At 58.3% G+C, this 23462-nt stretch carries 12 protein-coding genes; 8 read left to right on the plus strand and 4 right to left on the minus strand.

The window, feature by feature from the left end:
• Positions 1 to 45 precede the first annotated feature (45 nt).
• On the plus strand, positions 46 to 927 hold the full coding sequence (locus QCBJ_RS20020; protein ID WP_102061430.1) for a LysR family transcriptional regulator: 882 nt from the start codon (positions 46 to 48) through the stop codon (positions 925 to 927).
• A 27-nt stretch (positions 928 to 954) separates the two neighbouring features.
• On the opposite strand, the gene QCBJ_RS20025 is transcribed toward QCBJ_RS20020, so the two are convergent.
• Positions 955 to 1110 (minus strand): helix-turn-helix domain-containing protein, encoded by a 156-nt coding sequence (locus QCBJ_RS20025; protein ID WP_102061451.1) that lies wholly within the window; start codon positions 1108 to 1110, stop codon positions 955 to 957.
• Positions 1111 to 1133: 23 nt separating this feature from the next.
• Here QCBJ_RS20025 and QCBJ_RS20030 point away from each other — a divergent pair, with 23 nt between their 5' ends.
• The 3 genes from QCBJ_RS20030 to QCBJ_RS20040 all read left to right on the plus strand — a co-directional run bounded on the left by QCBJ_RS20030 (position 1134) and on the right by QCBJ_RS20040 (position 4936).
• The gene (locus tag QCBJ_RS20030; RefSeq protein WP_102061431.1) at positions 1134 to 1556 is read left to right on the plus strand and encodes a hypothetical protein; all 423 of its coding nucleotides are present in this window, start codon (positions 1134 to 1136) and stop codon (positions 1554 to 1556) included.
• A gap of 210 nt (positions 1557 to 1766) precedes the next feature.
• A complete protein-coding gene (locus QCBJ_RS20035) occupies positions 1767 to 3575 on the plus strand; it encodes an ABC transporter ATP-binding protein (protein WP_102061432.1) in 1809 nt (602 codons plus the stop codon).
• 167 nt (positions 3576 to 3742) lie between these two features.
• Positions 3743 to 4936 carry a diguanylate cyclase gene (locus QCBJ_RS20040; protein ID WP_102061433.1) on the plus strand — a complete coding sequence of 398 codons (1194 nt, stop codon included), beginning with the start codon at positions 3743 to 3745 and terminating at the stop codon, positions 4934 to 4936.
• Positions 4937 to 4956: 20 nt separating this feature from the next.
• Here QCBJ_RS20040 and QCBJ_RS20045 read toward each other — a convergent pair whose 3' ends face one another.
• The gene (locus tag QCBJ_RS20045; protein WP_046036089.1) at positions 4957 to 5547 is read right to left on the minus strand and encodes a hypothetical protein; all 591 of its coding nucleotides are present in this window, start codon (positions 5545 to 5547) and stop codon (positions 4957 to 4959) included.
• Between the two features lie 339 nt (positions 5548 to 5886).
• On the opposite strand from QCBJ_RS20045, the gene QCBJ_RS20050 reads away from it, so the two are divergent.
• Genes QCBJ_RS20050 through QCBJ_RS20065 form a run of 4 tightly spaced genes read left to right on the plus strand, consistent with a single transcriptional unit; the run spans position 5887 to position 21930 of the window.
• Positions 5887 to 7608, plus strand: coding sequence for a ShlB/FhaC/HecB family hemolysin secretion/activation protein (locus QCBJ_RS20050; protein ID WP_102061434.1), 1722 nt, complete (start codon positions 5887 to 5889; stop codon positions 7606 to 7608).
• Between the two features lie 33 nt (positions 7609 to 7641).
• Complete coding sequence (locus QCBJ_RS20055; protein ID WP_256581542.1) at positions 7642 to 20706, plus strand: hemagglutinin repeat-containing protein; 13065 nt, start codon at positions 7642 to 7644, stop codon at positions 20704 to 20706.
• A gap of 9 nt (positions 20707 to 20715) precedes the next feature.
• A complete protein-coding gene (locus QCBJ_RS20060) occupies positions 20716 to 21516 on the plus strand; it encodes an Imm49 family immunity protein (protein WP_102061435.1) in 801 nt (266 codons plus the stop codon).
• Between the two features lie 15 nt (positions 21517 to 21531).
• Positions 21532 to 21930, plus strand: a complete 399-nt coding sequence (locus QCBJ_RS20065) for a hypothetical protein (RefSeq protein ID WP_012724404.1) — start codon at positions 21532 to 21534, stop codon at positions 21928 to 21930.
• 390 nt (positions 21931 to 22320) lie between these two features.
• On the opposite strand, the gene QCBJ_RS20070 is transcribed toward QCBJ_RS20065, so the two are convergent.
• Both QCBJ_RS20070 and QCBJ_RS20075 read right to left on the minus strand, forming a co-directional pair.
• A complete protein-coding gene (locus tag QCBJ_RS20070) occupies positions 22321 to 22932 on the minus strand; it encodes a prepilin-type N-terminal cleavage/methylation domain-containing protein (protein WP_046036787.1) in 612 nt (203 codons plus the stop codon).
• Complete coding sequence (locus tag QCBJ_RS20075; protein ID WP_012724402.1) at positions 22929 to 23390, minus strand: GspH/FimT family pseudopilin; 462 nt, start codon at positions 23388 to 23390, stop codon at positions 22929 to 22931. Before QCBJ_RS20075 ends, QCBJ_RS20070 begins: the two co-directional genes overlap by 4 nt.
• Positions 23391 to 23462: the final 72 nt, after the last annotated feature.

The raw sequence follows: 23462 nt of genomic DNA on the forward strand, positions 1-23462 counted from the left end.
GATATGCAGGGCTATAGTTGACGCTTTGTTGCACAGAGCGCGCATATGGACCGGTTGACTGCGGCAAAAGTCTTTCTTGAGACCGTCGCCAGGGGAAGCATTTCGGCGGCCGCCACGCACCTGGGGATGTCCAGGGCGATGGCCACGCGTTACATCGGGTTGATGGAGGAATGGGCCGAGATACGGCTGCTGCACAGGACCACACGCAAACTCAGCCTGACCGCCGCGGGCGAACAACTGCTGCCCCTTTGCAAGGAACTGGTGGCGCTATCGACCGACGTCAAGGTGCTGGGGTCGCAAGCCGAGAGTGCGCCCAAGGGACTGCTCAGGGTCACTGCACCGTCGATTTTTGCCGAGTATTGCCTGACGGATCTGCTGATGGAGTTTCTCCAGCTGTACCCGGCTGTCGCCATCGACTTGCAGATTGCCGATGGCATGACCAATCTTGCGCAAGAGGGCATTGACCTGGCGATCAGGGTGACTGACAACCTTGATCCGGGGGTGATCGCGAAGAAGCTCGGCGAGGTGGATTCGTTCATCTGTGCCAGCCCGGCCTATCTCCAGCGCCATGGCGTACCGGGCGACGTGAGAGACCTGGCCGTCCACAACTGCCTGACCTACGCGTATTACGGACGTAGCCTTTGGCATTTCATCGTTGACGGTGAGAACGTCTCGGTGCCGGTCACTGGCAGCTTCAGCACTAACGAGGCGTCGATCATCGTGCGTGCTGCGCTGAGCGGAACAGGTGTGTCGATGCTCCCGCATTTCGCTTCCGAGCAGGCCATCAAGGAGGGGCGCCTGATTCGACTGTTTCCTGAATATCGCATCAAACCCATCGGCATCCATGCCGTTTACCTGTCACGCCAGCGTATGCCGAACGCCCTCAAGACGTTGCTGGACTTTCTCTCCACGCGTCTTGCCGGTTGAGGACAGCGGTCGTCATCGAGAGGCCAGTCAGCTCCGCTGGTCGAAGGTGATGCGTGCTTGTTCGATAGTCGCCTGATTGACCCGCGCCCACTCGGCAAGCAGCTCCAGCTGAGGTTTGAGCGAGTGGCCAAGGGCAGTCAGCTCGTAATCAACCTGGGGTGGGACGGTCGCGAAGGCTACCAGAAGCGTTCGCTCAGGAAGCCCGGATGCTGGCCGGTACCGGAATGCTCACCGGCCTGGGTGAAAGTCGTTTGTCCTATGTCTCGCGAGACGATGTTGCCGCAACGGCGGCGGGCGTATTGGCCCAGGAGGGTCATGTCGGCGCCATTTACTCAGCGACGGGCCCGAGAACCGTCACTGGCGCGGAGCGGGCTGAGGCGGCGACTGCGTTGACGGGAAAGCCGTTCGCGTTCGTCGTCCTCAGTCAGGAGCAATTACGGGCCGGTCTGAACCAGGCCAGTCTGCCGGAGGACGTCGTCAACGTGGTGATCAGTATCCAGGAAGACTTTGCGCAAGGCGTATTCGACGTCGTGACCGGTCACGTGGAGCAATTGTCCGGTCGGGCGCCCAAATCCCTCGATCAGGTTTTGACGACGCTTTCAGACAGCGCACAGAACCCGGTCCTATGAGTCGCCTCAGGAGTGATCTGTTCGGTAACCAAAACATCGACGTCGAGCATGAATGCTCGTCGTTCTGGTGTCGCGGCCTGTCATAATCTGCGCGTAATGCAGGCGCGCCTGTACCCTGGACCTTGCAGCGAATGCAGCAGTGATCCGCAGGCGCCTGTCACACTCGGCCATCCGGCCTGATTTCACCCCCTCAAGGAGTCCATGCCATTCATGGTGCTGTTCAATCGATTGGGCGCGTTTTCTATCCAGGCGCGCAGGGCACTGGGACTGGTGTGGGAAACCTCACGGCCACTGTTCTTGGGGCTGTTGCTGGCGACGATCGTCGCCGGGCTGCTGCCCGCATTGGCCGCCTGGATAGGACAGCGCATTGTTGACGGCGTGGTCGACGCCATGCAGGTTCACGCGGCCGGCAGCCAGGCACCGGTGTGGCCAGTGATGCGCTACGTGTTGGCTGAGGCCGGCGTGCTGGCGTTGTTGGCGGCCGCGCAACGGGCGTTGTCGATGCAGCAGTCGCTGTTGCGGGTGAGGTTAGGCGTCAAGGTCAACCTGATGGTCCTGGAGAAAGCCCAGACCCTTTCGCTGCTGCAATTTGAAGACGCCGAGTTCTACGACAAACTGGTGCGTGTGCGCCAGGGGGCTTCGACGCGGCCGCTGAGCCTGGTGACTAAAGGACTGGGGTTGGTGCAGAACCTCATCTCGCTGGTCAGCTTTGCCGTGCTGCTGGTGCATTTCTCTCCCTGGGCCTTGTTGATCCTGGTGGTCGGCGCATTACCCGTGTTCTTCGCCGAGACGCATTTTTCGGGCAATGCGTTCCGCCTGTTTCACCGACGGGCGCCGGAGACGCGTCAGCAGAACTACCTTGAGTCCTTGCTCTCCCACGAGGCCCATGCCAAGGAGGTCAAGCTGTTCGGCCTGGCACCGCTGTTCCTGCAGCGCTATCGCGACAACGCCCAGCGTTTGTATACGGAAGACCGGCAATTAACGGTGCGCCGTGACGCGTGGGGTTTTGCATTGGGCCTGCTGGGCACCGCAGCGTTTTACCTGGCTTACGCTTGGGTGGTGCTCGACACCGTGCGTGGCCAGACGAGCCTGGGCCAGATGACCATGTACATCGTGCTCTTCAAGCAGGGGCAAAGCGCAATCACTGCCAGCCTCAGCGCTATTGCCGGGCTGTACGATGACAGCTTGTTCCTCTCGGACCTGTATGAATACCTTGAAACCCCCGTGATCACCCCGCGCGGCCGGCTCACCCAGGGCGTGCGCCCTGGCGATGGCCTGCGCTGCGAGCACGTGGGGTTTACCTACCCAGGCGCCGCCTCTGCAGCGCTGCGCAATATCAACCTGCACTTGGCACCCGGCAAAAGCCTGGCGCTGGTGGGTGAAAACGGCTCCGGCAAGACCAGCTTGATCAAACTGCTGACCCGTCTGTATACCCCGGATGAAGGCCGCATCCTGCTGGATGGCAGCGACCTGCAGGAGTGGGATGAACACACCCTGCGCCAGCGCATCGGGGTGATTTTCCAGGACTACATCCGCTATCAGATGACCGTGGGTGAAAACCTCGGCGTCGGCGATGTCGATGCGCTGCACGACCAGGCACGCTGGCGCAGTGCGGCCACTCAAGGGGTCGCGGCCGAATTTATCGAGCGCTTGAGCCAAACCTATTCAACCCAGCTGGGACGCTGGTTCGGCGGCCAGGAACTGTCCGGTGGGCAGTGGCAGAAAGTTGCCTTGTCGCGGGCCTACATGCGTCACGACGCCGACTTGCTGATCCTCGATGAGCCGACCTCCGCGCTGGATGCCGGGGCTGAAGCGGCAGTGTTCGAGCACTTCCGTGAGCATGCCAAGGGCCGCATGACCTTGTTGATTTCCCACCGCTTTTCCAGTGTGCGCAGTGCGGATCACATTATCGTGTTGGAACGCGGGCAGATTCTGGAGGAGGGCAGTCATAGCCAACTGATGGCTGCCAGTGGACGTTATGCCGACCTGTTTGACGTGCAGGCACGAGGCTATCGCTAGAAAATCCACCGTCGTGCAGCGGTATGATTTGTCTTTATGGCCCCCCTGGTGCCCCGACTTCGTCATTCGAACGGGGTGACGAGCGCATCCGCGTGTGGCCGACAAACTGACGGCCTACTCAACTAGACTCCACGAGAGCAGCCCCTGACAGCGCCTGGTGAGACTTTATGATTGCCCATACCCCCACGCTTTTTGCCTGCGTCGCCTTAGTGGCGACGATCATGGCGTTTTGTCTGATATTGGTCGGCCAGTTCAACCAGCGTGACGGCTTGCTTACCATTGGCTTTGGTTTGTTAGCACATGCCCTGGCTTACGTTGGATATACCCTGTACGGCTACGCCCCGTTGTGGTTGACCTACGGGGCTGCGAACACACTGTTGGCGGTAGCGTTGGCCTTCTACGGGGCCAGCGTATTTCGGATCGTTGAGTTGCCCGTCTCTTGGTGGCGGATCTTTGCGCCGGCTGCATTGATGCTCGCATTAATGGCAAGCCTGATCGACACGCTGGAGCCGCGAATGCTCGCTGCCACGCTTGTTTTGATGGTGCAGTGCGCGTTGATCATCTATTGGACGCGCCGCTACATCCCTGCTCAGGGACGTGCGCGCATGCTGTTGATCATTGGGTCGAGTATCAGCCTGATCGGTCTGGGTATGCGGGTGGTCGCCATCATCGGCGGAGGGGCTGCCGAAATGCGCTATGACGTCAGTAACCTTAAGCAGACTATCTCGGTCAGTATCGGCACGTTCACCGCGATGATGATTTCCCTCGGGCTTGTGCTACTCGCCAAAGAGCGCAGTGAGTCGTTACTCCAGCGCCTGGCGTTACGCGACGTGCTGACCGGTATTCTCAATCGTAGAGCCGTGCTCGAACAGTATTCCAAAGAGCTGGAGCGCGCGCGTCGAGACGTTTCCTACCTGGCGGTGGCGATGGTCGACATCGACCATTTCAAACAGATCAATGATGTGCATGGACACCTGGCGGGTGATGAGGTGATTTGCCATTGCGTCAACCATCTCACCCAGCGAATTCGTGAGTCCGACAGTATCGGCCGTTATGGGGGTGAGGAATTTCTGGTCTTGCTTCCCGGCACCAGCCCCGAAGATGCTGTGGCGGTTCTGGACGCGTTGCGCGCTTCGGTTGCTGAGTCACCGGCTCGGTTTGGTGAGGCAAGCATCTCATTGCGCATCAGTATCGGGGTTTGCTGCGTGGTGCCAACTGAAGGTGACACCACGGCCAGCCTGCTTGCCCGTGCGGATGCAGCTCTTTATGAAGCCAAGGGCATGGGGCGCAATACCCTGTGTTTGGCACCGTTGCAGGTGCATCACAGTCAAACCAACCCCATTTATATCATTGAGAATTGAGTGGGTGCCCAAGGAGAACGTCAGTACTCGACGGTCAGCGCTGCCCAGTGGGCGGTCTCGTGCTTGCCCAGGCTGCCGAGCGTGACAGAAACGGGCTTCGACGTTTTCTCAGAATAAGCCCGCACAGACTCTACCTTCTCGGCCCATCGCTCAGCGGTAAAACCGATGCCTACGGCGATGGTGCTGCCGGTCACCACTTGCTCGTAGGCGCCTGTGAGGCGCGACATGTACCACAGGTCATCCGCCGCGCTACGTATCATCTTGCCGTGGTTGCTGTTGAAGAACGGCGCCTTGAGTTCTATAAAGTGGAAGCCGTTTTCGTCGTGGTTTCGCACCCACAAATCACACTGTTTGGTTTTCCGGTCCATGGCGGCATGGCGCTGATCGAGCGCGACTTTGTATTCCATGCCCACGTCGCGGTCATCGGGTTTATCGTCGATTGCGGCGCGCAATTTCCGGTTCTTGATGAGCCAGAAGTAGAACTCCAGTTTCAACCAACCTTCGAAGCCATTGTTCAGTGCGGCGATGGAGTCGATGAGCTCCGCCCGCTCGGCACTAAGGCTATCTACAAAGGCGGCAAACTCGACGGCAACATCCTTGATTCCTGGCATTAGCATTCCCTGGGTAGTGGCATTTAAGTGGCTAAGAGCGGGAAGAGTGCCGCAGTTCTGCCGGTCCAGGCAAGGTCATTGGGGAAGAGGGGGGGGGCGTTTAATCTGGCATTCGCTTCTACCGTGGCTTGTGTACCCTAAATGGCTTTGCGCTCAACGCAGACGGGAGTTGAGTCGTTTTATCGGGTAAGTGACTGATGCAAAAAGACTAAATTTCTTATTGTCAAATATCCGGATTTCGGCGCTGAAACAAATTCATACATTTAATTGACGCCATCAAATCGCCACCATAAGATCGCCGCCAAATAGTGGCACAAGGCTATCTAGAGGGATCTAAAAATGTGGCGTTCGGTACGTCGGACCAGGCTCACGCTGCTGTCTATTTTTTTATGCCTGGGCTTAGCCGGGACGGCCCAAGGTGCAACCCCGCAGGACACGCCAGGCGTTACCGACCTGATCCGTGACCGCCAGGATCGCCTGCTCGAAGAGCAACAGCGCCGCCTCGAAGAGCTCAAGGACCTGCCCGGCAAAGCCGCTGCCCCAGCCAAGCCGACAGCGCCCGCCGACACTCGCTGTTTCGCCATCAACACCATCGAACTCAGCGGCGCCGACGCGCTGTCCGAAGGCGAGCGCGCCAGCCTAATCAAGCCCTACATCGGCCAATGTCTTGGCGTGCCGCAGCTCAATGATTTGCTCAAGGTCATCACCGACCACTACCTGGCCAAGGGCCTGGTCACCAGTCGCGCCTACCTGCCGCAACAAAACCTCGGCAGCGGCAACCTCAAGGTGCAGGTGGTGGAGGGCCGACTGGAGGGCATGAAGGGCGCCGAGGGCAGCGGCATCACTGACCGTCAATTGGCCATGAGCTTTCCAGGTAAACCAGGCGACCTGCTCAACCTGCGCGAAATCGAGCAGATGGTCGACCAACTGAACCGCTTGCCCTCCAACCAGGCCCAGATGGAATTGGCACCGGGCAAAGCAGTCGGCGGCAGCGAAGTGCTGGTCAAGAACACCCCGCAAAAACCCTGGCGCGTCGGCCTTTCCCGTCACAACGGCGGCCAGCGCAGCACGGGCGAACAGCAGTGGGGCGCCAGCCTGGATTGGGACAACCCGCTGGGCCTGGCGGACCAATTGTCGCTACGAGGTGGCCACGATGCGATCAGCGACCACCAGAAAACCTCGCGCAACTCGATGCTCAATTACAACCTGCCGTTCGGCTGGTGGAACCTCAATTACACCTACAGCGAGAGCGACTACCGCTCACTGGCCCAGGCCAGCGGCTTTAACTTCAAGCAATCGGGCGACAGCCAAAACCACCAACTGCGCCTGGAGCGGGTCATCCACCGCGACGCCCTGAGCAAAACCTCCCTCAGCACCGGCGTGGCCTACCTGCGCACCAACAACTTCATCGAAGACAGCAAACTCGCCCTGAGCAGCAACCGCCTCAGCGAAGCCCAATTCGGCATCAACCATGGCCGGCGTATTGGCGGCTCGTTCCTCAACATCGACCTGGGCATGCAGGACGGCATAGGCGCGTTCGACGCCCAGGCCAATCACAACCCACGCCCTGGCCAGGCCGATGCGCGCTACCGCAAATACACCGCGACCCTGAGCTACCTGTACCCGTTCAAGTTGTGGGGCGAGTCGTTCAGCTTCAGCAGCCTGATGACCGGCCAACGCAGCGAAGACGTGCTGTTCAGCCCCCAACGCATGAGCCTGGGCGGTCAGTCGTCGATACGCGGCTACAAGGACCAGAGTCTGAGCGGCGACAGCGGCGGCTATTGGCGCAATGACCTGCGCTGGAGCCGTCCGGTGACCTGGGCCTGGATGCAGCCAGTCTTCAGCGAATACGGCACCAGCCTCGGCTACGACCAAGGCGTGATCAGCCGCGACCGCTACAACGCCGAACAGCACGGGCGCATGACCAGCAACTCCGTGGACCTGTTCGCGCGCGGCCAGAACGTCGCGGCCACGGTGACCTTTGCACACTCTTTGGAACGCCCGGGGCCGATCACTGAACGTGAAGCGCCGATCTATTTCCGCCTGGATTTCTTCCTTTAAATTTTTACCGCCCCTCGGGCATCGAGAAAACACATGGACGTTCGCCAGTTCGCTTTCCTCGCGCGCCAACCTTCTGCGGCCCTGAAAAGTCGTTCCAACTTCCTGGGATTGCCCAAGCGTGGCTTGGCGTTAGTGTTGGCCAACGCGATGTTCTGGCAACCGTTGCTGGCCCAGGCGGACGGGATTGTGGTCAGCGCGCCGGGGACGACGCTCGGCCAGGCGGGCAACGGTGTGCCTATCGTCAACATTGCAGCACCGAATGGCAGTGGGCTGTCGCATAACCAGTTCAGTGATTACAACGTTGGTTCGCAGGGCGTGATCCTCAACAACGCGACCGGTCGGACCCAGTCGACCCAGTTGGGCGGGATCATCCTCGGTAACCAGAACCTCAATGGTACGGCTGCCAGCGTGATCCTCAACGAGGTCAACGGCGGCAGCCCCAGCCAGTTGCGCGGTTACACCGAAGTGGCGGGGCAATCGGCCCACGTGATCGTAGCCAACCCGTACGGTGTCACCTGCAACGGCTGTGGCTTCATTAACACCCCACAGGCCACGCTGACCACCGGCAAGGCCGTCATCGAAAACGGCCAAATCACTCGCTACCAAGTCGACCAGGGCAGCGTTGCCATTGACGGCGCCGGCCTGAATGCCAGTAACGTCGACCAGTTCGAAATTATCACCCGCTCGGCCAAGATCAACGCTGAGATCCAGGCCAAGAACCTGACGATCATTGCCGGTGCCAATGACGTCGACGCCAAGACCCTCAAGGCGACTGCCCGCGCCGCCGATCCGGCGACCAAGCCGCAGCTGGCCATCGACTCCTCGGCCCTGGGCGGCATGTATGCCGGGGCGATCAAGCTGGTCAGCAGCGAAGCCGGTGTCGGGGTAAAACTTGACAGCAAGATGGTCGCCAGCAGCGGCGATATGCAATTGGATGCCAGCGGCGACCTTACCTTGGTTGATACGGCGGCGGCCGGCGCGATCAACATCAAGGCCGACAACCTGCAAGCCAAGGGGCCGGTCTACGCCGGCACCACCCTGGACGTGAAAACCCAAGGCGACCTGACCAGTCAGAACAACCTTGTCGCCAAGGACCGCATCACGCTCACCAGCGGCGGCCAGTTGACCAACAACGGCATCATCGAAAGCGGGGTCAATGCCGATAACACCCGTAACACCACGGGCGATGTCAGCATCAGTGCACAGCGCGTCAACAACACTGGCAAGAACATCATCGCCAGTCGTGACCTGGTTGTTAACGCAACGCAGACCCTGACCAACCAGGGCGGCACGCTCAGTGGACAAACCACCACCCTCAATGCCCAGACTCTGGACAATCAGAACAACGGGCGTGTGCTGAGCGTGAGTGCGCTGAAGGTTACGGCCGATGAGGTGTTCAATACCCTGGGGGTGATCACCAGCAGCAGTGACTTGACGGCCAATGTCGGGCACTTGAACAACCACAATGGCGAGCTTTCCAGCGCCGGTAACACCACGGTGAATGCCTCCTCGCTGGATAACAGCGATGGTCAGGTGACCGGTGACGTTGCACTGAATATCGGCTTGATCGGCGCCCTGAATAACCAGAATGGAGTGTTGGGTTCCGGACAGCGTGTGAGCATCACTGCCGCCAGCCTGGACAACAGCCATAACGGCAGCCTTGTCAGCGATGGCGGCTTGACCGCCCGCATTGCGAGCCTGTTCGATAACCAGAACGGTGACCTCAGCGCCAAAGGCGCGGTCGACCTGCAGACTGGCAGCCTCGATAACCGGAATGGCAGCCTGTCCGGCAAGGATCGACTGACGCTGCGCAGCGACTCGCTGGACAACCGCACCGGTACAGTACGCGCCATCAACGACCTGCAACTGAATGTCGGGCAACTCGATAACCGCCAAAAAGGGCTGCTCAACAGTCAGGCCGCGATCAACTTCACGGGCACTCAACTCGATAACCGCGGTGGCTTGCTGAGCGCAGTAGGGCCGATACGTCTGGACGCAGCCAGTACCGATAACAGCGGCGGTCGCATTGCCAGCCAAACCGACCTGATCGCCAATGTTGCGCAGTTCACCAACCAGGGCGGCGAACTGGTCGCTCAGGGCGCGTTGACCCTGAACGGCAAGGGACTGGATAACCGTGGCGGTGGTCTGGTAGGCGCCACAAAAGCGCTGAAACTCAACGTCGATGCTGTGGACAACCGTGGCGGGGAAATCTCCAGCGCCGTCGATGTCAGCCTGCAAGGCTCGCAACTGAACAACAGTGATAACGGCAAGATCCTCGCCGGCACCGATCTGGCCCTGCGCGTGGCACAGATCATCAACCAGACCAAAGGCCAACTGTTCAGCAAGGGCGCGACAACGGTTGCCGGACAGAGCCTGGACAACAGCGGTGGCAACCTTGTCACTCAGCAAGCTCTGGATATTCGCCTCGATAATGCCCTGAGCAACGTCGCCGGTCTGATCAGCAGTGAAGGCACCCTGGTAGTCAATGCAGGCAGTCTCGACAACACTGGCGGTAACTTGTCGAGTGCCGCCGCGATGGCACTGACCACCAAAGGTGTGTTGAACAATCAGAGCGGCTCGATCAGTACCGACGGCAGCCTGACCCTCAATAGCGCCATCCTCGACAACAGCCAAAAAGGTCTGATCAGCGGCAAGAATGCGACGGTTGTGACGACCGGAGTGTTCGACAATACCCAGGCCGGGCAATTGATCAGCGGCGACACCCTTGACCTGAGTGCGACTCAGGTGAGCAACGGTGTTGCCAGCCGGATTGCCAGCGACAAGGCGTTGACCGCCAGCGTCACTGGGTTTGATCAGCAGGGCGGTCAACTGTTCAGCAAAACTTCCCTGAGCCTGGACCTGAATCAGGGGCAGTTGAACAACCAGAACGGCCTGATCAACGCACCGTTGCTGATGCTGAAGAACCTCAAGGACATCAATAACCAGGGCGGTGAAATCTCCAGTGCCCAGGCATTCGCGCTGGACGCTCGCAACCTCGACAACAGCAACGGCAAGTTGATCAGCAATCAGGGCCTGACCCTGCGCCTCGAACACTTGCTGGTCAGCGTCAAGGGCCTGATTTCCGCCCAGACCCTGGACCTGCAGAGCGCCCGTCTGGACAACACGGGTGGTCTGATCAGCAGCCGCGACACCCTCGGGGTCACGGTAGGCGGTCAGGTCGTCAACCAGGGCGGCACCCTGATCGCAGACGGGAATATGCAGATCAGCGCCGACAGCCTGGACAACAGCGATGGCGGTCAGGTAGTTGCGCAGGGCGCGCTGGCGCTGACAGTCGATCATGTCATCAACCGCGCCAAAGGCCTTTTGTCGGGCAAGACTGACCTGACGTTGATCGGGCAGGATCTCGACAACAGCGGCGGCTCGCTGTTGAGCCAGAAAAACCTCAAGGCCGGACTCTCCGGCGATCTGACCAACAGTCAAGGCCTGTTGAGTGCTGAAGGCCGGTTGGACGTGACCGCAGCCAGCCTGACCAATACCCTCGGCAGCCTGTCTGCGGCAGGACCGCTGACGCTGACCACCACGGGCGGCGTGCTGAACCAAGGCGGTGTGATCGTTACCGATGCCGGCCTCGTGCTCAACAGTGCCAGCCTCGATAACAGCAAAAAAGGCAGCATCAGCAGCAAAGGTGCGGTGCGCGTGAACACCGGTGTGCTGGATAACAGCCACAACGGGTGGCTGAACAGTGGCGACACGCTGGACCTGACGGCTACCCAACTGACCAACCAGGACAGCGGCCGAATTGCCAGTTCCGGCGCCCTGACCGCAAGCGTCACTGGCCTGGATCAACAGGGTGGTCAACTGTTCAGCAACACCGCCCTGACGCTGGACGTGAACCAGGGTCAACTGAACAACCAGAACGGGTTGATCAGCGCGCCGTTGCTGATGCTCAAAAATCTCACCCACATCAATAACGATGGCGGTGAAATCTCCAGTGTCCAAGCGTTCAACGTGACGGCTCGCAGCCTGAACAACAGCAATGGCAAGTTGCTGAGTAATCAGGCCCTGACCCTGCGCGTCGATCAGGCGCTGAGCAACCTCAAAGGGCTGATAGCTGCCGCCACACTCGACGTCAAGGCCGGCGGCCTGGACAACAGCGGCGGCACGCTGACCAGTCGTGCCAATCTGGACGTGAACCTCGACGGGCTTCTGAATAACCAGAATAGGGGCCTGATCAACGCCACCAACGGCCTGACCATTAACAGCCGCGGTATCAATAACCAGAGCGGTTCGCTGTTGGGCAGCGCAATTGCCATCGATTTTGGTGCGGCCACGGCAGACCTGGACAACAGCGGCGGCCTGATCACCACCGCTGGCGTGTTGAGCATTCAGCATTTACGCGACCTGAGTAACCGCAGCGGCGAAATCTCCAGCACGCAAAGCCTCGCCCTGAGCGCGCGGGCACTCGACAACACGGGTGGGAAACTGATCAGCAACAACGTGCTGACAGTGAATGCCGACGCCGCGCAAAACCTCGGTGGCTTGCTGTCCGGCTGGCAGGGCCTGAGCCTGACCAGCACCAACCTGGATAACCGCAACAAAGGTACGCTGTCGAGTCGCGACGGCGATGTTTCCGTCGCCGTCAATGGCACGGTACTCAATAGCGGCGAAGGCGCAATCGTCAGCAGCAAAAACCTCAATCTCAACGCTGCGAACCTGGATAACAGCAACGGTGGTGTGATCTCCAGTGGCGGCGCCCAGACCCTGACCCTCAGCGGTCTGCTGACAAACGCCCAAGGCGGTTTGATCGACAGCGGCGTGGCACTGGTGATTCAGGCGATGACCCTGGGGAATGCCGGCGGCACCGTCAACGCCCAGCAGGGCCTCAGCTTCACCGGCACCGCGCTGGATAACACCGGTGGCAACCTGGTCGGTAACGCGGCAGTGACCCTTGATTTGCTCGGCGTGCTGACCAACACCAATGGCAAACTGGCCAGCGTCGGCCCGCTGCGGGTTCAGCGCTCAACGCAAATCGATAACCAGGGCGGCCAACTCGCCAGCCAAGGCTTGATGACGCTGCTCACCGGCGGCCTGGACAACCGTAATCGGGGCACCGTCGCGGCCAACGATCTGCTGACGATCACCACGCCGGGCGTGGTGCAGAACGACGCCGACGGCCTGATCTACAGCCAGAGCGGTGACCTGCAAGTCCAGGCCGGCAGCCTCAGCAATGGCAAAGGTACGCTGCAAAGTCAGGGGGCGCTGACCCTTACCACAGGCGCAGATATCAATAACCAGAGTGGCCGGATTATCGCCAAGGCCGGCGACCTGACCGTCTCCGCCGGCAATGTCGATAACCGCGGCGGCGTGCTCTCCAGCCTGCAATCGGCCTTCACTGCACAGCTTACCGGCGTGCTGAAAAACGGCTATGACCTGAACAACAACCGTCAGGGCGGCGTGACCCAGGCACAGCGCTTGAACCTGACCGCCTTGGGTGGCATCGATAACTACGGCGGGCGTGTGTCAGCGCAAAACGGTGACGCGATCATCACCACCGGCAACTTCGACAACCGTAACGGCGGCCTGTACGCCAAAGGCAAGATCAGCGTCACCGGCAACGATTTTGACAACAGTGGCGACAACGATGGCCAGATTGCCGGCCAGCAGATCGACCTCAATCTCAGTGGTGCACTGAACAACCGGCTGGGCATCATCGAAAGCGACAGCACCCTGGCAATCAAGGCCGCGAGCCTCGATAACCAGACCGGCCAACTGCGTGTCCTGGGCGGCAGCGGTAAAACCGACTTCCAGATTGGCGGGCTGTTTGACAACCGCAATGGCACCCTGGAAAGCGCCAACACCAACCTGAGCCTGGCGGCAGGTGGCTTTCTCAATGCCGGCGGCAGCTTGCTGCATGTGGGCGATGGCACGTTCGACATCTCTACCGCCAACGTCACAGGCGCCGGCGGCTCGATCGTCACTCGCGGCGGCCTGACGCTTAACGCCGATAGCTGGAGCAACAGCAATGTCATCCAGGCTGCGCGCCTGAACGTCAACGTCAATAACTTTACCCAGACCGCCAGTGGCCAGCTGTTGGCGTCCACCAGCCTCGTCGGTAGCGGCGGCAATTGGACCAACGACGGGCTGATCGCCAGTGATGGTGCGCTGAGCCTGAACCTCGGTGGCACATACGCAGGCAATGGCCGGCTCAGCAGCCTTGGGACACTCGGGCTGAGTGCCGGGCAAGTGAGCCTGAACGCCCCTTCGAGCATCGCCGGCGGCGGGGACACTACGGTGTCAGTCGGCGGCCAACTGAACAACGTCGGTCGCCTGACCTCGGCGACCAACCTGATCGTCAACGCCGGGGGCATCAACAACCAGGGCACGCTGGGCAGCGGTCAAGCGCTGACCGTGACCACTGGCGCGCTGGTCAATGACCACGGCCTGATCTTCAGTGGCGCGGACATGAGCCTGCGCCTCGACACACTGAACAACAGCTACGCCGATATCTACAGCCTGGGCAACCTGAGCATCGACCGCGACGGGCAGGGTGGTCTGGCAACCAGCGTGATCAACAGCTCGTCGAGCATCCAGAGCGATGGCAACTTGAGCTTGGCCGCCAGCACGCTTCAGAACGTGCGTGCCGTGCTGGCCACCAGTGCCGGTGGCATTTACACCGCCTCCATCACGGAGTATCCGTGCATAGAAGGCCCGAACTATGCGGGGGACTGCAGCGGCAAGCAAAACCACCTGTGGCAGATCGACCAACGCGAAAAACTCGAGGTGACCGCTGCCAGCGCCGGTTCCAGCATCACCGCTGGGAAAAACCTCACTATCGCAGGCGGTGATGTACTCAATGCCAGCAGCACCATCGGTGCTGCCGGCAACCTCAACATTACCGCCAACAACCTGACCAACAGCGGCGTTGAAACCGGTGAAACTCAAACCTGGCGGCTGTTCGTGTCCGAGCGCACCCGCAATGCCGGCATGTGGTACAACGCTGCGGCGGCGTTCAACAACCGCTATGCCATTGGCGGCGCGGGCTACAACCCCCAAGACCTGAGCGGCCTGGTTGGCGCCATGTCCTCGTTTATCGGCATGACCGAGCAAGAGCGCACAGCGTTGCGCCGGGTCACCACGATCAGCACGGGTGACCAGAGCTACGCTGCCGTGATTCAGGCGGCAGGCGCGGTGAACATAAAGGCCCAGGACGGTATCGACAACCGTGTGGCGCGGCCCGGTTTCACCTATGTAGGTGCGGGTGCGAAAACCACCACCGGCAGTGCTGGCGCCAGCGGCGCGGGGACGTTTTCGACGCGCATTACGGTCAATCAGCAGCTGCCGCCGAACCTCGCCCAGCAGCAGGTGAATCCACTGACCTTAGCGGGTTTCGCGCTGCCCACCGGGCAGAACGGTTTGTTCCGCCTGAGTGGTCAAGGCAGCAGTACTCCAGCGGCCAGCGGCCCGCAAAGCTGGACCATGGGCGGCGCCAGCGTCACCCCGACCCAGCGTCAGCCAGTGCTGCCCAGCGTCCAGCCCCCGAACATTCAACCGGGCAACGGCGCTCAGGCTTCGGCCAGCGGCGCAGATTTGACTGCGGCAGATTATCAGGCGCCAAACGTCAACGTGGGGGCCAGCGCGATTAACGTCAGCCTACCGGCTGCCAGCGCTGAGGGTTCTGCACTGCCAGGCCGGTCCACGGCATTTACCATTAATCGCGTCCAGGGCTTGCCCGCCAGCAGCGGTCAGTCCAAACCCCATAAATACCTGATCGAAACCAACCCGGTACTCACCGACCTCAAGCAGTTCATGAGCTCGGACTACCTGTTGTCCAACCTCGGTTACGACCCGGACCAAAGTGCCAAGCGCCTGGGTGACGGTTTCTACGAACAGAACTTGATTCAGCAAGCCGTAGTCGCCCGAACCGGCCAGCGCTTCATCGATGGCCAGACCTCAGACGAGGGCATGTTCAAGTACCTGATGAACAACGCCGTCGCCAGCAAACAGGAATTGAACCTGCAATTGGGCGTCTCTCTGACCTCCGAACAGGTCGCAGCCCTGACCCACGACATTGTCTGGATGGAAAACGCCGAGGTGAACGGCGAGCAAGTGCTGGTGCCGGTGTTGTACCTGGCCAACGCCAACAATCGCCTGGCCGCCAACGGCGCTCTTATCCAGGGCAGCGACGTAACCCTGATCGCGGGTAAGGACCTGAGCAACGCCGGCACGTTGAAAGCTTCCAACAACCTGTCAGCGACGGCTGGCAACGACCTGGTGAACAGCGGTCTGGTGGAAGCGGGTAATCGTCTCGACCTGCTGGCCGGCAATAACCTGATCAACAAGGCAGGCGGTGTGATCGCCGGCCGCGACGTCTCACTGACGGCCGGCCGCGACGTGATCAACGAACGCACGGTCACCACCCACGAAAGCAGCAGCAGCTACCGAACCGAACGCACTGACTTCGTCGATAACGCCGCCCGTATCGAAGCCGCCAACGGCCTGACCGTCAACGCCGGGCGAGACGTCAACAACACAGGCGGCGTGCTAAAAAGCGGCACGGACACCACGATCAGTGCCGGACGTGACGTCAACCTTGTCGCTGCTGAACAAGTCACCAGCGGCGTGCGTGGTTTGTATACCAGTCAGGCTATTACCCAATACGGCTCGACCGTCGATGCAGGGCAGGACTTGAAAGTCAGCGCTGGCCGCGATGTCACCGCGATTGCCAGTCAGCTTGCTGCCAAGCGCGATGTGAGCATGAGTGCGGTGGGTGATCTGACCCTGGCTTCGGCGGCGGACGAGCAGCATTCGTATGGTAAGACCAAGAAGGTGACGAGTCAGGAGGATCATGTCAGTCAGGTGTCTACCACGGTTAAAGCCGGCGGAGACTTACTCTTGAGTTCCGGGAAGAATCTAGCGTTGTCGGCTAGCCGGGTAACGGCGGGGGACGAGGCGTATCTGTACGCCGGCAAAGACCTGAGCCTTGCTGCTGCGCAAGACACTGATTATTCGTACTACTCAAAAACGAAAAAGGGGTCATGGGGTAAGAAAAGCTCGAAGATGAGCGAGAGCGAGAATGATGTCGCTGTCAGTTCATCCGTCGATGCTGGGAAAAAAGTCTCGCTGTCGGCTGGTCAGGATTTTATTGCCGAAGGAGCCAAGGTCAACAGCGGCGGAGCGTTGTTGGTGAGCGCGGGGAATAACGTCACACTTGATACTGCCGACAACTACACCAGCCAAGCCAATGCTTCTGCGAAGAAGGGGTTGTTCTCCGGTAAGAGCAGTAGCGCTTCGGCCAGCCAGTCAACGGTGACCAGCACTGAACTGCACGGCAACACTATCAACGTACAAGCGGACAATGACATCACTCTTAATGCAGCTGCGCTTAACGCACAGCAGAGTGTGAAGTTGAGCGCTGGCAGAGATATTGAGATCGGTACGGCATTGCAGCAGCAGGCCTCAAGCCAGTCCAGCCAATCCAGCAAGTTCGGGCTGAACATAGTGGGAGCGCCATCACTTAGTCAAAAAGCCCAGACCGGACAGCAGAGCAGTAGCCAAAGCATTGGTACAAGCATCAGCGCCGATAGCCTCGACATTCAGAGTGGGCGCGACACAGCCATACGCGGCAGCACGCTGGTGACCGATAACGGCTTGAGTATCGACGCCGGGCGTAATCTCGACATTGCCAGTACCGAAAACCAAAGCGCATCCAGCGGTAAGTCCAGCAGTAAAAAGGCCGGCGAGATTGGTTCTTGGTGGCAGGACGCAATGGGTGTCGTCAAACTTAAGGACGGTGATCAGAACCAGAGTACCCGGCAATCTGGGAGCCAGGTGGCGTCACTGGGTGGTTCAGTCAATCTAACCGCGGGCGAGCATTACAGCCAAGTCGCCAGTCAGGTCATCGCGCCCAAGGGCGACATCTCGATCACGGCCAAGGATGTGGATATCCAGGCCGGGTTTGACCTGTTGAGTGCCAACCACACGGCAAGCTCGAACCGCACGGCCATTGGCGGCAGCATTGACATTCCTTTGCTTGATGCCGCGCGTGGCGTTCAACAAGCTGTCCAATCAGCCGGCAAAACTTCCGATCCCCGTATGCAAGGTCTGGCGGCAGCCAATGCTGCCATGAGCGGCAAGCAGGCTTACGATGCGGCCCAAGGTATTCTTAAGGACGGCGTCGGATTCAAGGTCAGCGTTAGCCTTAGCAATAGCAAAAGTCATAACGAAAGCAGTCAGTCCGGTCAGAATGTGGTGTCTAGCAGCCTCGCGGCAGGTGGAGACATTAACGTCACCGCTACAGGTGCCGGAAAGGACAGCACACTCAACGTGGTAGGCAGCCGAATCGATGCAGGGCATGACGTCAACTTGAAATCAGATGGTGACGTCAACCTGCTGTCCGCGCAAAACACAGCCATTCAAAAGAGCACTAACGGCAACAGCGGTGCAAGCGTCGGGATTGGTTTTACAGTAGGGGGCACGCAGAACGGCTTCACACTGGACCTGGCGGCAAACAAGGGCATGGGCAAGTCCGATGGACATGATGTCACGCAAACCAATACCGAAATCAAGGCCGGCAACAAGGCTCGCCTGGACAGTGGCAACGACACCAACCTCAAGGGCGCTGTGGTCAGTGCTAACCAAGTACAGGCCAACGTCGGCGGCGACCTGAATCTGTCTAGCCTCCAGGACACCAGCAAGTTCAGTTCCAAACAAGTGGATGCCAGTGTTGGCGTGAGTATCTGTATTCCACCGTTCTGTTATGGCGTCAGTGGTTCGGCGTCGTTCAACCAGCAGAAGATGAATAGCGACTACGCCAGTGTCAGCGAACAGACGGGTATCAAGGCTGGCGATGCAGGCTTTCAGATCGACGTCAAAGGCAATACCGCCTTAAATGGTGCAGTTATCGCCAGCTCTGATAAGGCTGTGAAAGATGGAAAAAACACGCTTTCCACCGGTACGCTGACCTCCTCGGATATCAAGAACAAAGCCTCGTACGACGCCAACAGCATCGGCCTGAGTGGCGGTATGGGAGAGCATGTAGGGCGTGATGCGGGTGGCAATCAGCAGGCGGGCGCGCCGGGCACTCCTGTGCCGAAGAACGACAAGATCAGTGCAAACGCACCGATTGCGCTATTTGCCAGCGGTGATGCGAGCAGTGTCACTCGAAGTGGTATCAGCGGAGCGACAGTCAAGATCAATGACGACGCCAAACAGCGAGTTCTGACGGGGGAAACCGCCACTGAAGCGCTTGCCGCGATCAACACCGACGTGTCCAGTGATCGGGACGGCAGCAACAAACTCAAGCCGATTTTTAACCCTCAGGAGATCCAGGTTGGGTTTGATATCACGGCGAAATTTGTACAGAACGTCGGGGTATTCATTGAGTCAAAAACGCGCGAAGCGGATAGCCTGCGTGCAGAAGCAGACAAAGAAAAGGCACTGGCGGATAACCCGAACGCTAAAGACGCGCAAGCCCATCGAGACGAATACCTACGTCTCAATCAACAGGCGAGGGAGATCGAAAACGATTGGGGCGCAGGGGGGACCTACCGGCAAATCGCTACGGCCCTGGTTGCAGGTGCCAGCGGCAACGTGGGCGGCAGCACTGCACAGTTTGCGCAGAATATGGTGGTCAACTATGTGCAGCAGCAAGGCTCGAGCTACATCGGCAAGCTGGTAGCAGCTGGCTTGCCAGAGGGCAGTGCCGAACACTCCGCACTGCATGCCATTTTAGGTTGCGCGGGTGCCGCAGCGAGCAATCAAAGTTGTTCCGCAGGTGCGTTGGCCGGTTCCGCCAGCAGTGTATTAGCCGGTTTGCTCGGTGCACCACGTCCTGACGAAACTAATGAAGAGCGTGAAGCCAAACGAAATATTGTCACCAGCCTTGTTACCGGTATTGCAGCGATTACTGATCCAAGCAGCGCCGCCACCGCAAATAACATCGCTACCGCGAACGTTGATAACAACTGGCTTGCAGATGCACAGAAAGCACAACGGAACAAAGAGCTGAATGCAGCAACTTCCGTCGGGGAGTGGCTTTCGATCCTAGGCAAATGGGATCTCATAAGCGCGAGTCAAGGCCTGGCATCAATGACAGGTTTTGGCAAAGGCTTTACCGAGGAAGTGGCCTCGACGGGCCTTGATACGCTAAATGGCGCTGCCAACTTTCTCGCGCATCCGAAAGAAAGCATTGCCGTGATGAACGAGTTCATCCTGACTGCCGATGCCCAGAAAATATTCGGAGATAAGTTAGATCAGTTCAAACAACAGTTAGATCTGGTCTCCGACGCCCTTGAGAATGGCGGAGATGTAAAGTCCGAACAGCTTGGGAAGCAAATAGGTGGGGTCTTCGGCGTATTCGCCGGTGCCGTGGCAGGCAGCGAGGCCAGCATCGCCAGGGGAGCGTCAATTCTGTCGAAAGCCGGAATCGACGTATCGAGTAGTTCGTACAAAGCTATCGCGGCTGAAGCGACCCCTGCGGCAATTCAGGGGAGAGTTGGTAAGCTTCAAGAGATCGCCAGCACAGAAACCCCAAAGAACCCAAATTCCACAAGCCACGTCACGGACGGGGAAACCACTCACCTACCGGCTAGGCCAATAATTCCGAAGCCTGACCCGATAGTATCGGGAATCCCCGCTATTGATCAGCTCTCTGGGGTCGAGCCTACCGCAGGAGGGTTCGTCAGTTCGGCCAAATTGAACGCTGGAGGTTATGCTATTACCGATTTGACTCCATCCGAAAAAGCATTGGCGCGGCAGGTGGCAGATGGCGTTGACCAGTCTGGAGCCCTAACTGAGCAACTGGTGGAGTCCGTTTCGCAAAGGCAGGGTCTTAAGTCGTTGGACGGCGGTAAATACGGAAGTAATAATGGCTTTGATCATGTGTATATGAGTGCTGATGGCAAGTCGGTGATTATTTTGGATTCGAAACAGATAAATGGAGGGGTCTCATTTTCTCGGGATGCTGAAGAAATTGTTCAAATGTCCGATCAGTGGGTAGATAAAGTGCTAGAACGGCTCGATAAGAAATCGGCGGCTTACAAGTCTGTAGCTGAAGCACGCGAAAACGGAAGTTTGGTAAAGGGCGTCGCGGGTGTTGATCGAAAATCAGGTCAGCTAATAATTGCTAAGTTAAAGTGAGGTGAATAAATGGAGGCCTTTGAAAAATATGGAAAATACAAGGCGCAAGCCGTATCAAGAATCGAGCATGTAAAAAGCCACTTGGACGGCGGCTTTAATATCGAAAGATGTGTAGTAAATATAGAAACCGGCAAAGGTGATCCAATTGCGTGCATGGATAGGTTAGCGTCGCATGCATATGCGCAAGCTATAGAGGAATGGTTTAGCAATTCGTCATTGGAAAAGATGAAAACCTGGTTTTTTATAGCGGACAGTCTGCGTCGCCACCGGTATTCACTGAAAACCGACAAAATGAACTTCATGACGAAGACGTTTGATTTTTTAGCTGGCTTGGTTTCTGATAATGAATCCTTGATCAGTTGGTTCTGCAATAACGACGATATCTTTGATGCTAAAAGAGTTCGGGCGACCACTACGGCGGACTTTGTAGCGTATCAAATTAGGTTGGCGGTTAAAGGTGACTTTACTCAGTTGCTCGAGCGGTGTGCCAGAATGATTGCGCATCCACCTTCGGGACCCAAGAAGAGATTCATGCTGGATAATGAGTTCTTCATTGCGCTGGCCGAGGGTGATACGTCAAAAATGGAATCCGTTTTGCGCGAACTAACAACACCCGCCGCAATAAAGAGAAGGCTTAGTAGTGAAAGTGGTTATTCCGAGGGGCTGATTTCTACGGTTGGTGTTATTTACGCAAAAATTGCCTGGCGGCACGGTTATCAAGTAGCTATAGATACACCCTATATTCCAGCGGAGTGGCTACCCGTGAAACCGCTGGATTGCTATGATGTTCATTATGACTTTCTGAAATAGCAGGGTTGATGAAATATGAACAATCTTTCGAAAGATGCCCAGGTGCGAAGTCAGCTGTTTGAATCTCTTGTGGGTCGCTACAACGCAACATTGATTCCTGGTCGATACGGCGGCGACTACAACAATGATCAACTCGCGATTAGCGAGGCTGATGGGAACGTCACCTTGTTTTTGGGTTTAAAATTATTGGACAGTGAAGGTGCTTTACAGCTGGATGCTGCATCGCTTGGTCCGCATTTACAATACTCTAAACCGTGGTTCTCCGCGTTGATCGCTAGTTTGAAGTGCTCTCCAGACACTGTTCAATTTTCAGTTAAGATTGAATCTGCGCTTGCGAAAATTTTACTTGTGGCGTGCGTAATATGTATGGATCCCGTGACGCAAGATATTAAGTTGTTGCGTATTGCAATTTGATTCGCGAAGGAAGGGCATCAGAAAAGTAAGTGCCTTCCCTTCGGGGACTTAATGCTCGGCCAGATATATTTCCGGCCAACAGCCTCGAGCATTTAAATTGAAGTGTATGTTCATTAATAACAGGTGCTGCATCTGAGAAAAGGGCGCGGATTTATTTTCTTTGTCCCCTTTTTCACTCAGAAAAATGGATTTACTAAGGTTGAGAAGATTAAAATCGTCATTCTTCCTGTTATAGGGGAGTGGAAGAGTGCGAAGTCAATAAGGGGTATGGCTGATTAAGAATTTGATGACACGGTGTTTTTGCTAATGAGATCTGCGGGCTGTAGCGTTTAACTACATAAAGATAAATAGCCTGTTAAATTACTGTCTAGTCCTTAAATAGGTTTACACCTAATTCAATGGGCCCACGACCTGCCGATAGTGTTCTGCTCCCTGCAACGTCTGGCGAGTCAGCTTGATCTCCAGGCCTTGGGGTTCGTCCTTGCGATTGCCGCTCAGCTGACGCCAACCCTGGCCAGGCTCCCAGACACGCACCTGCAGGTCACTCACTTTGTCCAATACGGCCACGCCTTCGCCCGGTGCGGGAAGCGGGTAGCGGCTGCGCGCGGGTGCTGCTGCGCGGTATAGGGTTTGGTCCTGCAGCCACCAGCGTACCCGTTGCAGACCGTCTTCCGACGCGGCTGCGCTGCGGATCACGTCTAGGCGAAAGCGCTGATTGTCTGCGCTGCGTACGCTGATCGCCGGCGGTGCTTGCGCAGGTTCGGTCTCGTGCTCGGTAAGGTTCGGCACGCGCAATTCGGTGCTGGCGCGCAGGGCCAGGTCGCGTTCCAGCTGGTTCAGGGCGCGCAGTAGGGCTTCGGTGTGTTCGGTGCTCGCCTGCAGGTGCTGGTCGGCACGGCTGACGCTGTCGAGGCCGCGCCAGGCAATCAGGCTGACAATCGCCATCAGCATGATCGCCACCATCACTTCAATCAGCGTAAAACCGTGCTGCCGAGTATTCATGGCGTGGCCTCCACGCGAAATTGTCCGGCCGCGGTGCGCCGTACCGAAAGGCTGTTCTGACCGTCCGACAGTTGCAGTTGCAACGGCGTATCGAACCACTCGGCGTTGAGTACGACCCGTTGTTTGGGGATGACGCGTACCTGAACCGCCGGTGTGTCCCACGCACGAGGGCGCAGTTGCGGGTCGCTGTTGAACTGATCGAAGCCCGTAGCGTGTTCATTGCGGCGGCTGAAGTGAAACCCTTTGGTATCTGCCAGCCAGGTGATCGGGCGCCCGTCGGCCAAGGCTTCGGCCTGGGCGACCTGCAGCAGTTGCACGAGACGATTGGCGTCCTGGCGCAGCAGGTGCAACGGGTCGGGCTTGATACTCAGGCCGACCGCCGCACTGGCAATGCCGATGATGATGAGCACCACCATCAGTTCGATCAGGGTAAAGCCGTGTTGCCTGGCTGCTGTCATCGCGCAACGCTCCGTCGTCGTGGAGAACATACCGAGAGTTGTCCTGTAGACTGCCTGACAGGACAACAAGGA

It is taken from the genome of Pseudomonas sp. QC2 (genome assembly GCF_002859085.1).
Lineage (GTDB): Bacteria > Pseudomonadota > Gammaproteobacteria > Pseudomonadales > Pseudomonadaceae > Aquipseudomonas > Aquipseudomonas petroselini.

What these genes read in the sequence shown, in the direction of transcription:
- QCBJ_RS20040 (WP_102061433.1), top strand. Translation starts at nt 3,743, where the DNA reads ATGATTGCCCATACCCCCACGCTTTTTGCCTGCGTCGCCTTAGTGGCG.
- QCBJ_RS20055 (WP_256581542.1), top strand. Translation starts at nt 7,642, where the DNA reads ATGGACGTTCGCCAGTTCGCTTTCCTCGCGCGCCAACCTTCTGCGGCC.
- QCBJ_RS20050 (WP_102061434.1), top strand. Translation starts at nt 5,887, where the DNA reads ATGTGGCGTTCGGTACGTCGGACCAGGCTCACGCTGCTGTCTATTTTT.
- QCBJ_RS20070 (WP_046036787.1), bottom strand. Translation starts at nt 22,932, where the DNA reads ATGAATACTCGGCAGCACGGTTTTACGCTGATTGAAGTGATGGTGGCG.
- QCBJ_RS20075 (WP_012724402.1), bottom strand. Translation starts at nt 23,390, where the DNA reads ATGACAGCAGCCAGGCAACACGGCTTTACCCTGATCGAACTGATGGTG.
- QCBJ_RS20060 (WP_102061435.1), top strand. Translation starts at nt 20,716, where the DNA reads ATGGAGGCCTTTGAAAAATATGGAAAATACAAGGCGCAAGCCGTATCA.
- QCBJ_RS20030 (WP_102061431.1), top strand. Translation starts at nt 1,134, where the DNA reads ATGCTGGCCGGTACCGGAATGCTCACCGGCCTGGGTGAAAGTCGTTTG.
- QCBJ_RS20035 (WP_102061432.1), top strand. Translation starts at nt 1,767, where the DNA reads ATGGTGCTGTTCAATCGATTGGGCGCGTTTTCTATCCAGGCGCGCAGG.
- QCBJ_RS20045 (WP_046036089.1), bottom strand. Translation starts at nt 5,547, where the DNA reads ATGCCAGGAATCAAGGATGTTGCCGTCGAGTTTGCCGCCTTTGTAGAT.
- QCBJ_RS20065 (WP_012724404.1), top strand. Translation starts at nt 21,532, where the DNA reads ATGAACAATCTTTCGAAAGATGCCCAGGTGCGAAGTCAGCTGTTTGAA.
- QCBJ_RS20020 (WP_102061430.1), top strand. Translation starts at nt 46, where the DNA reads ATGGACCGGTTGACTGCGGCAAAAGTCTTTCTTGAGACCGTCGCCAGG.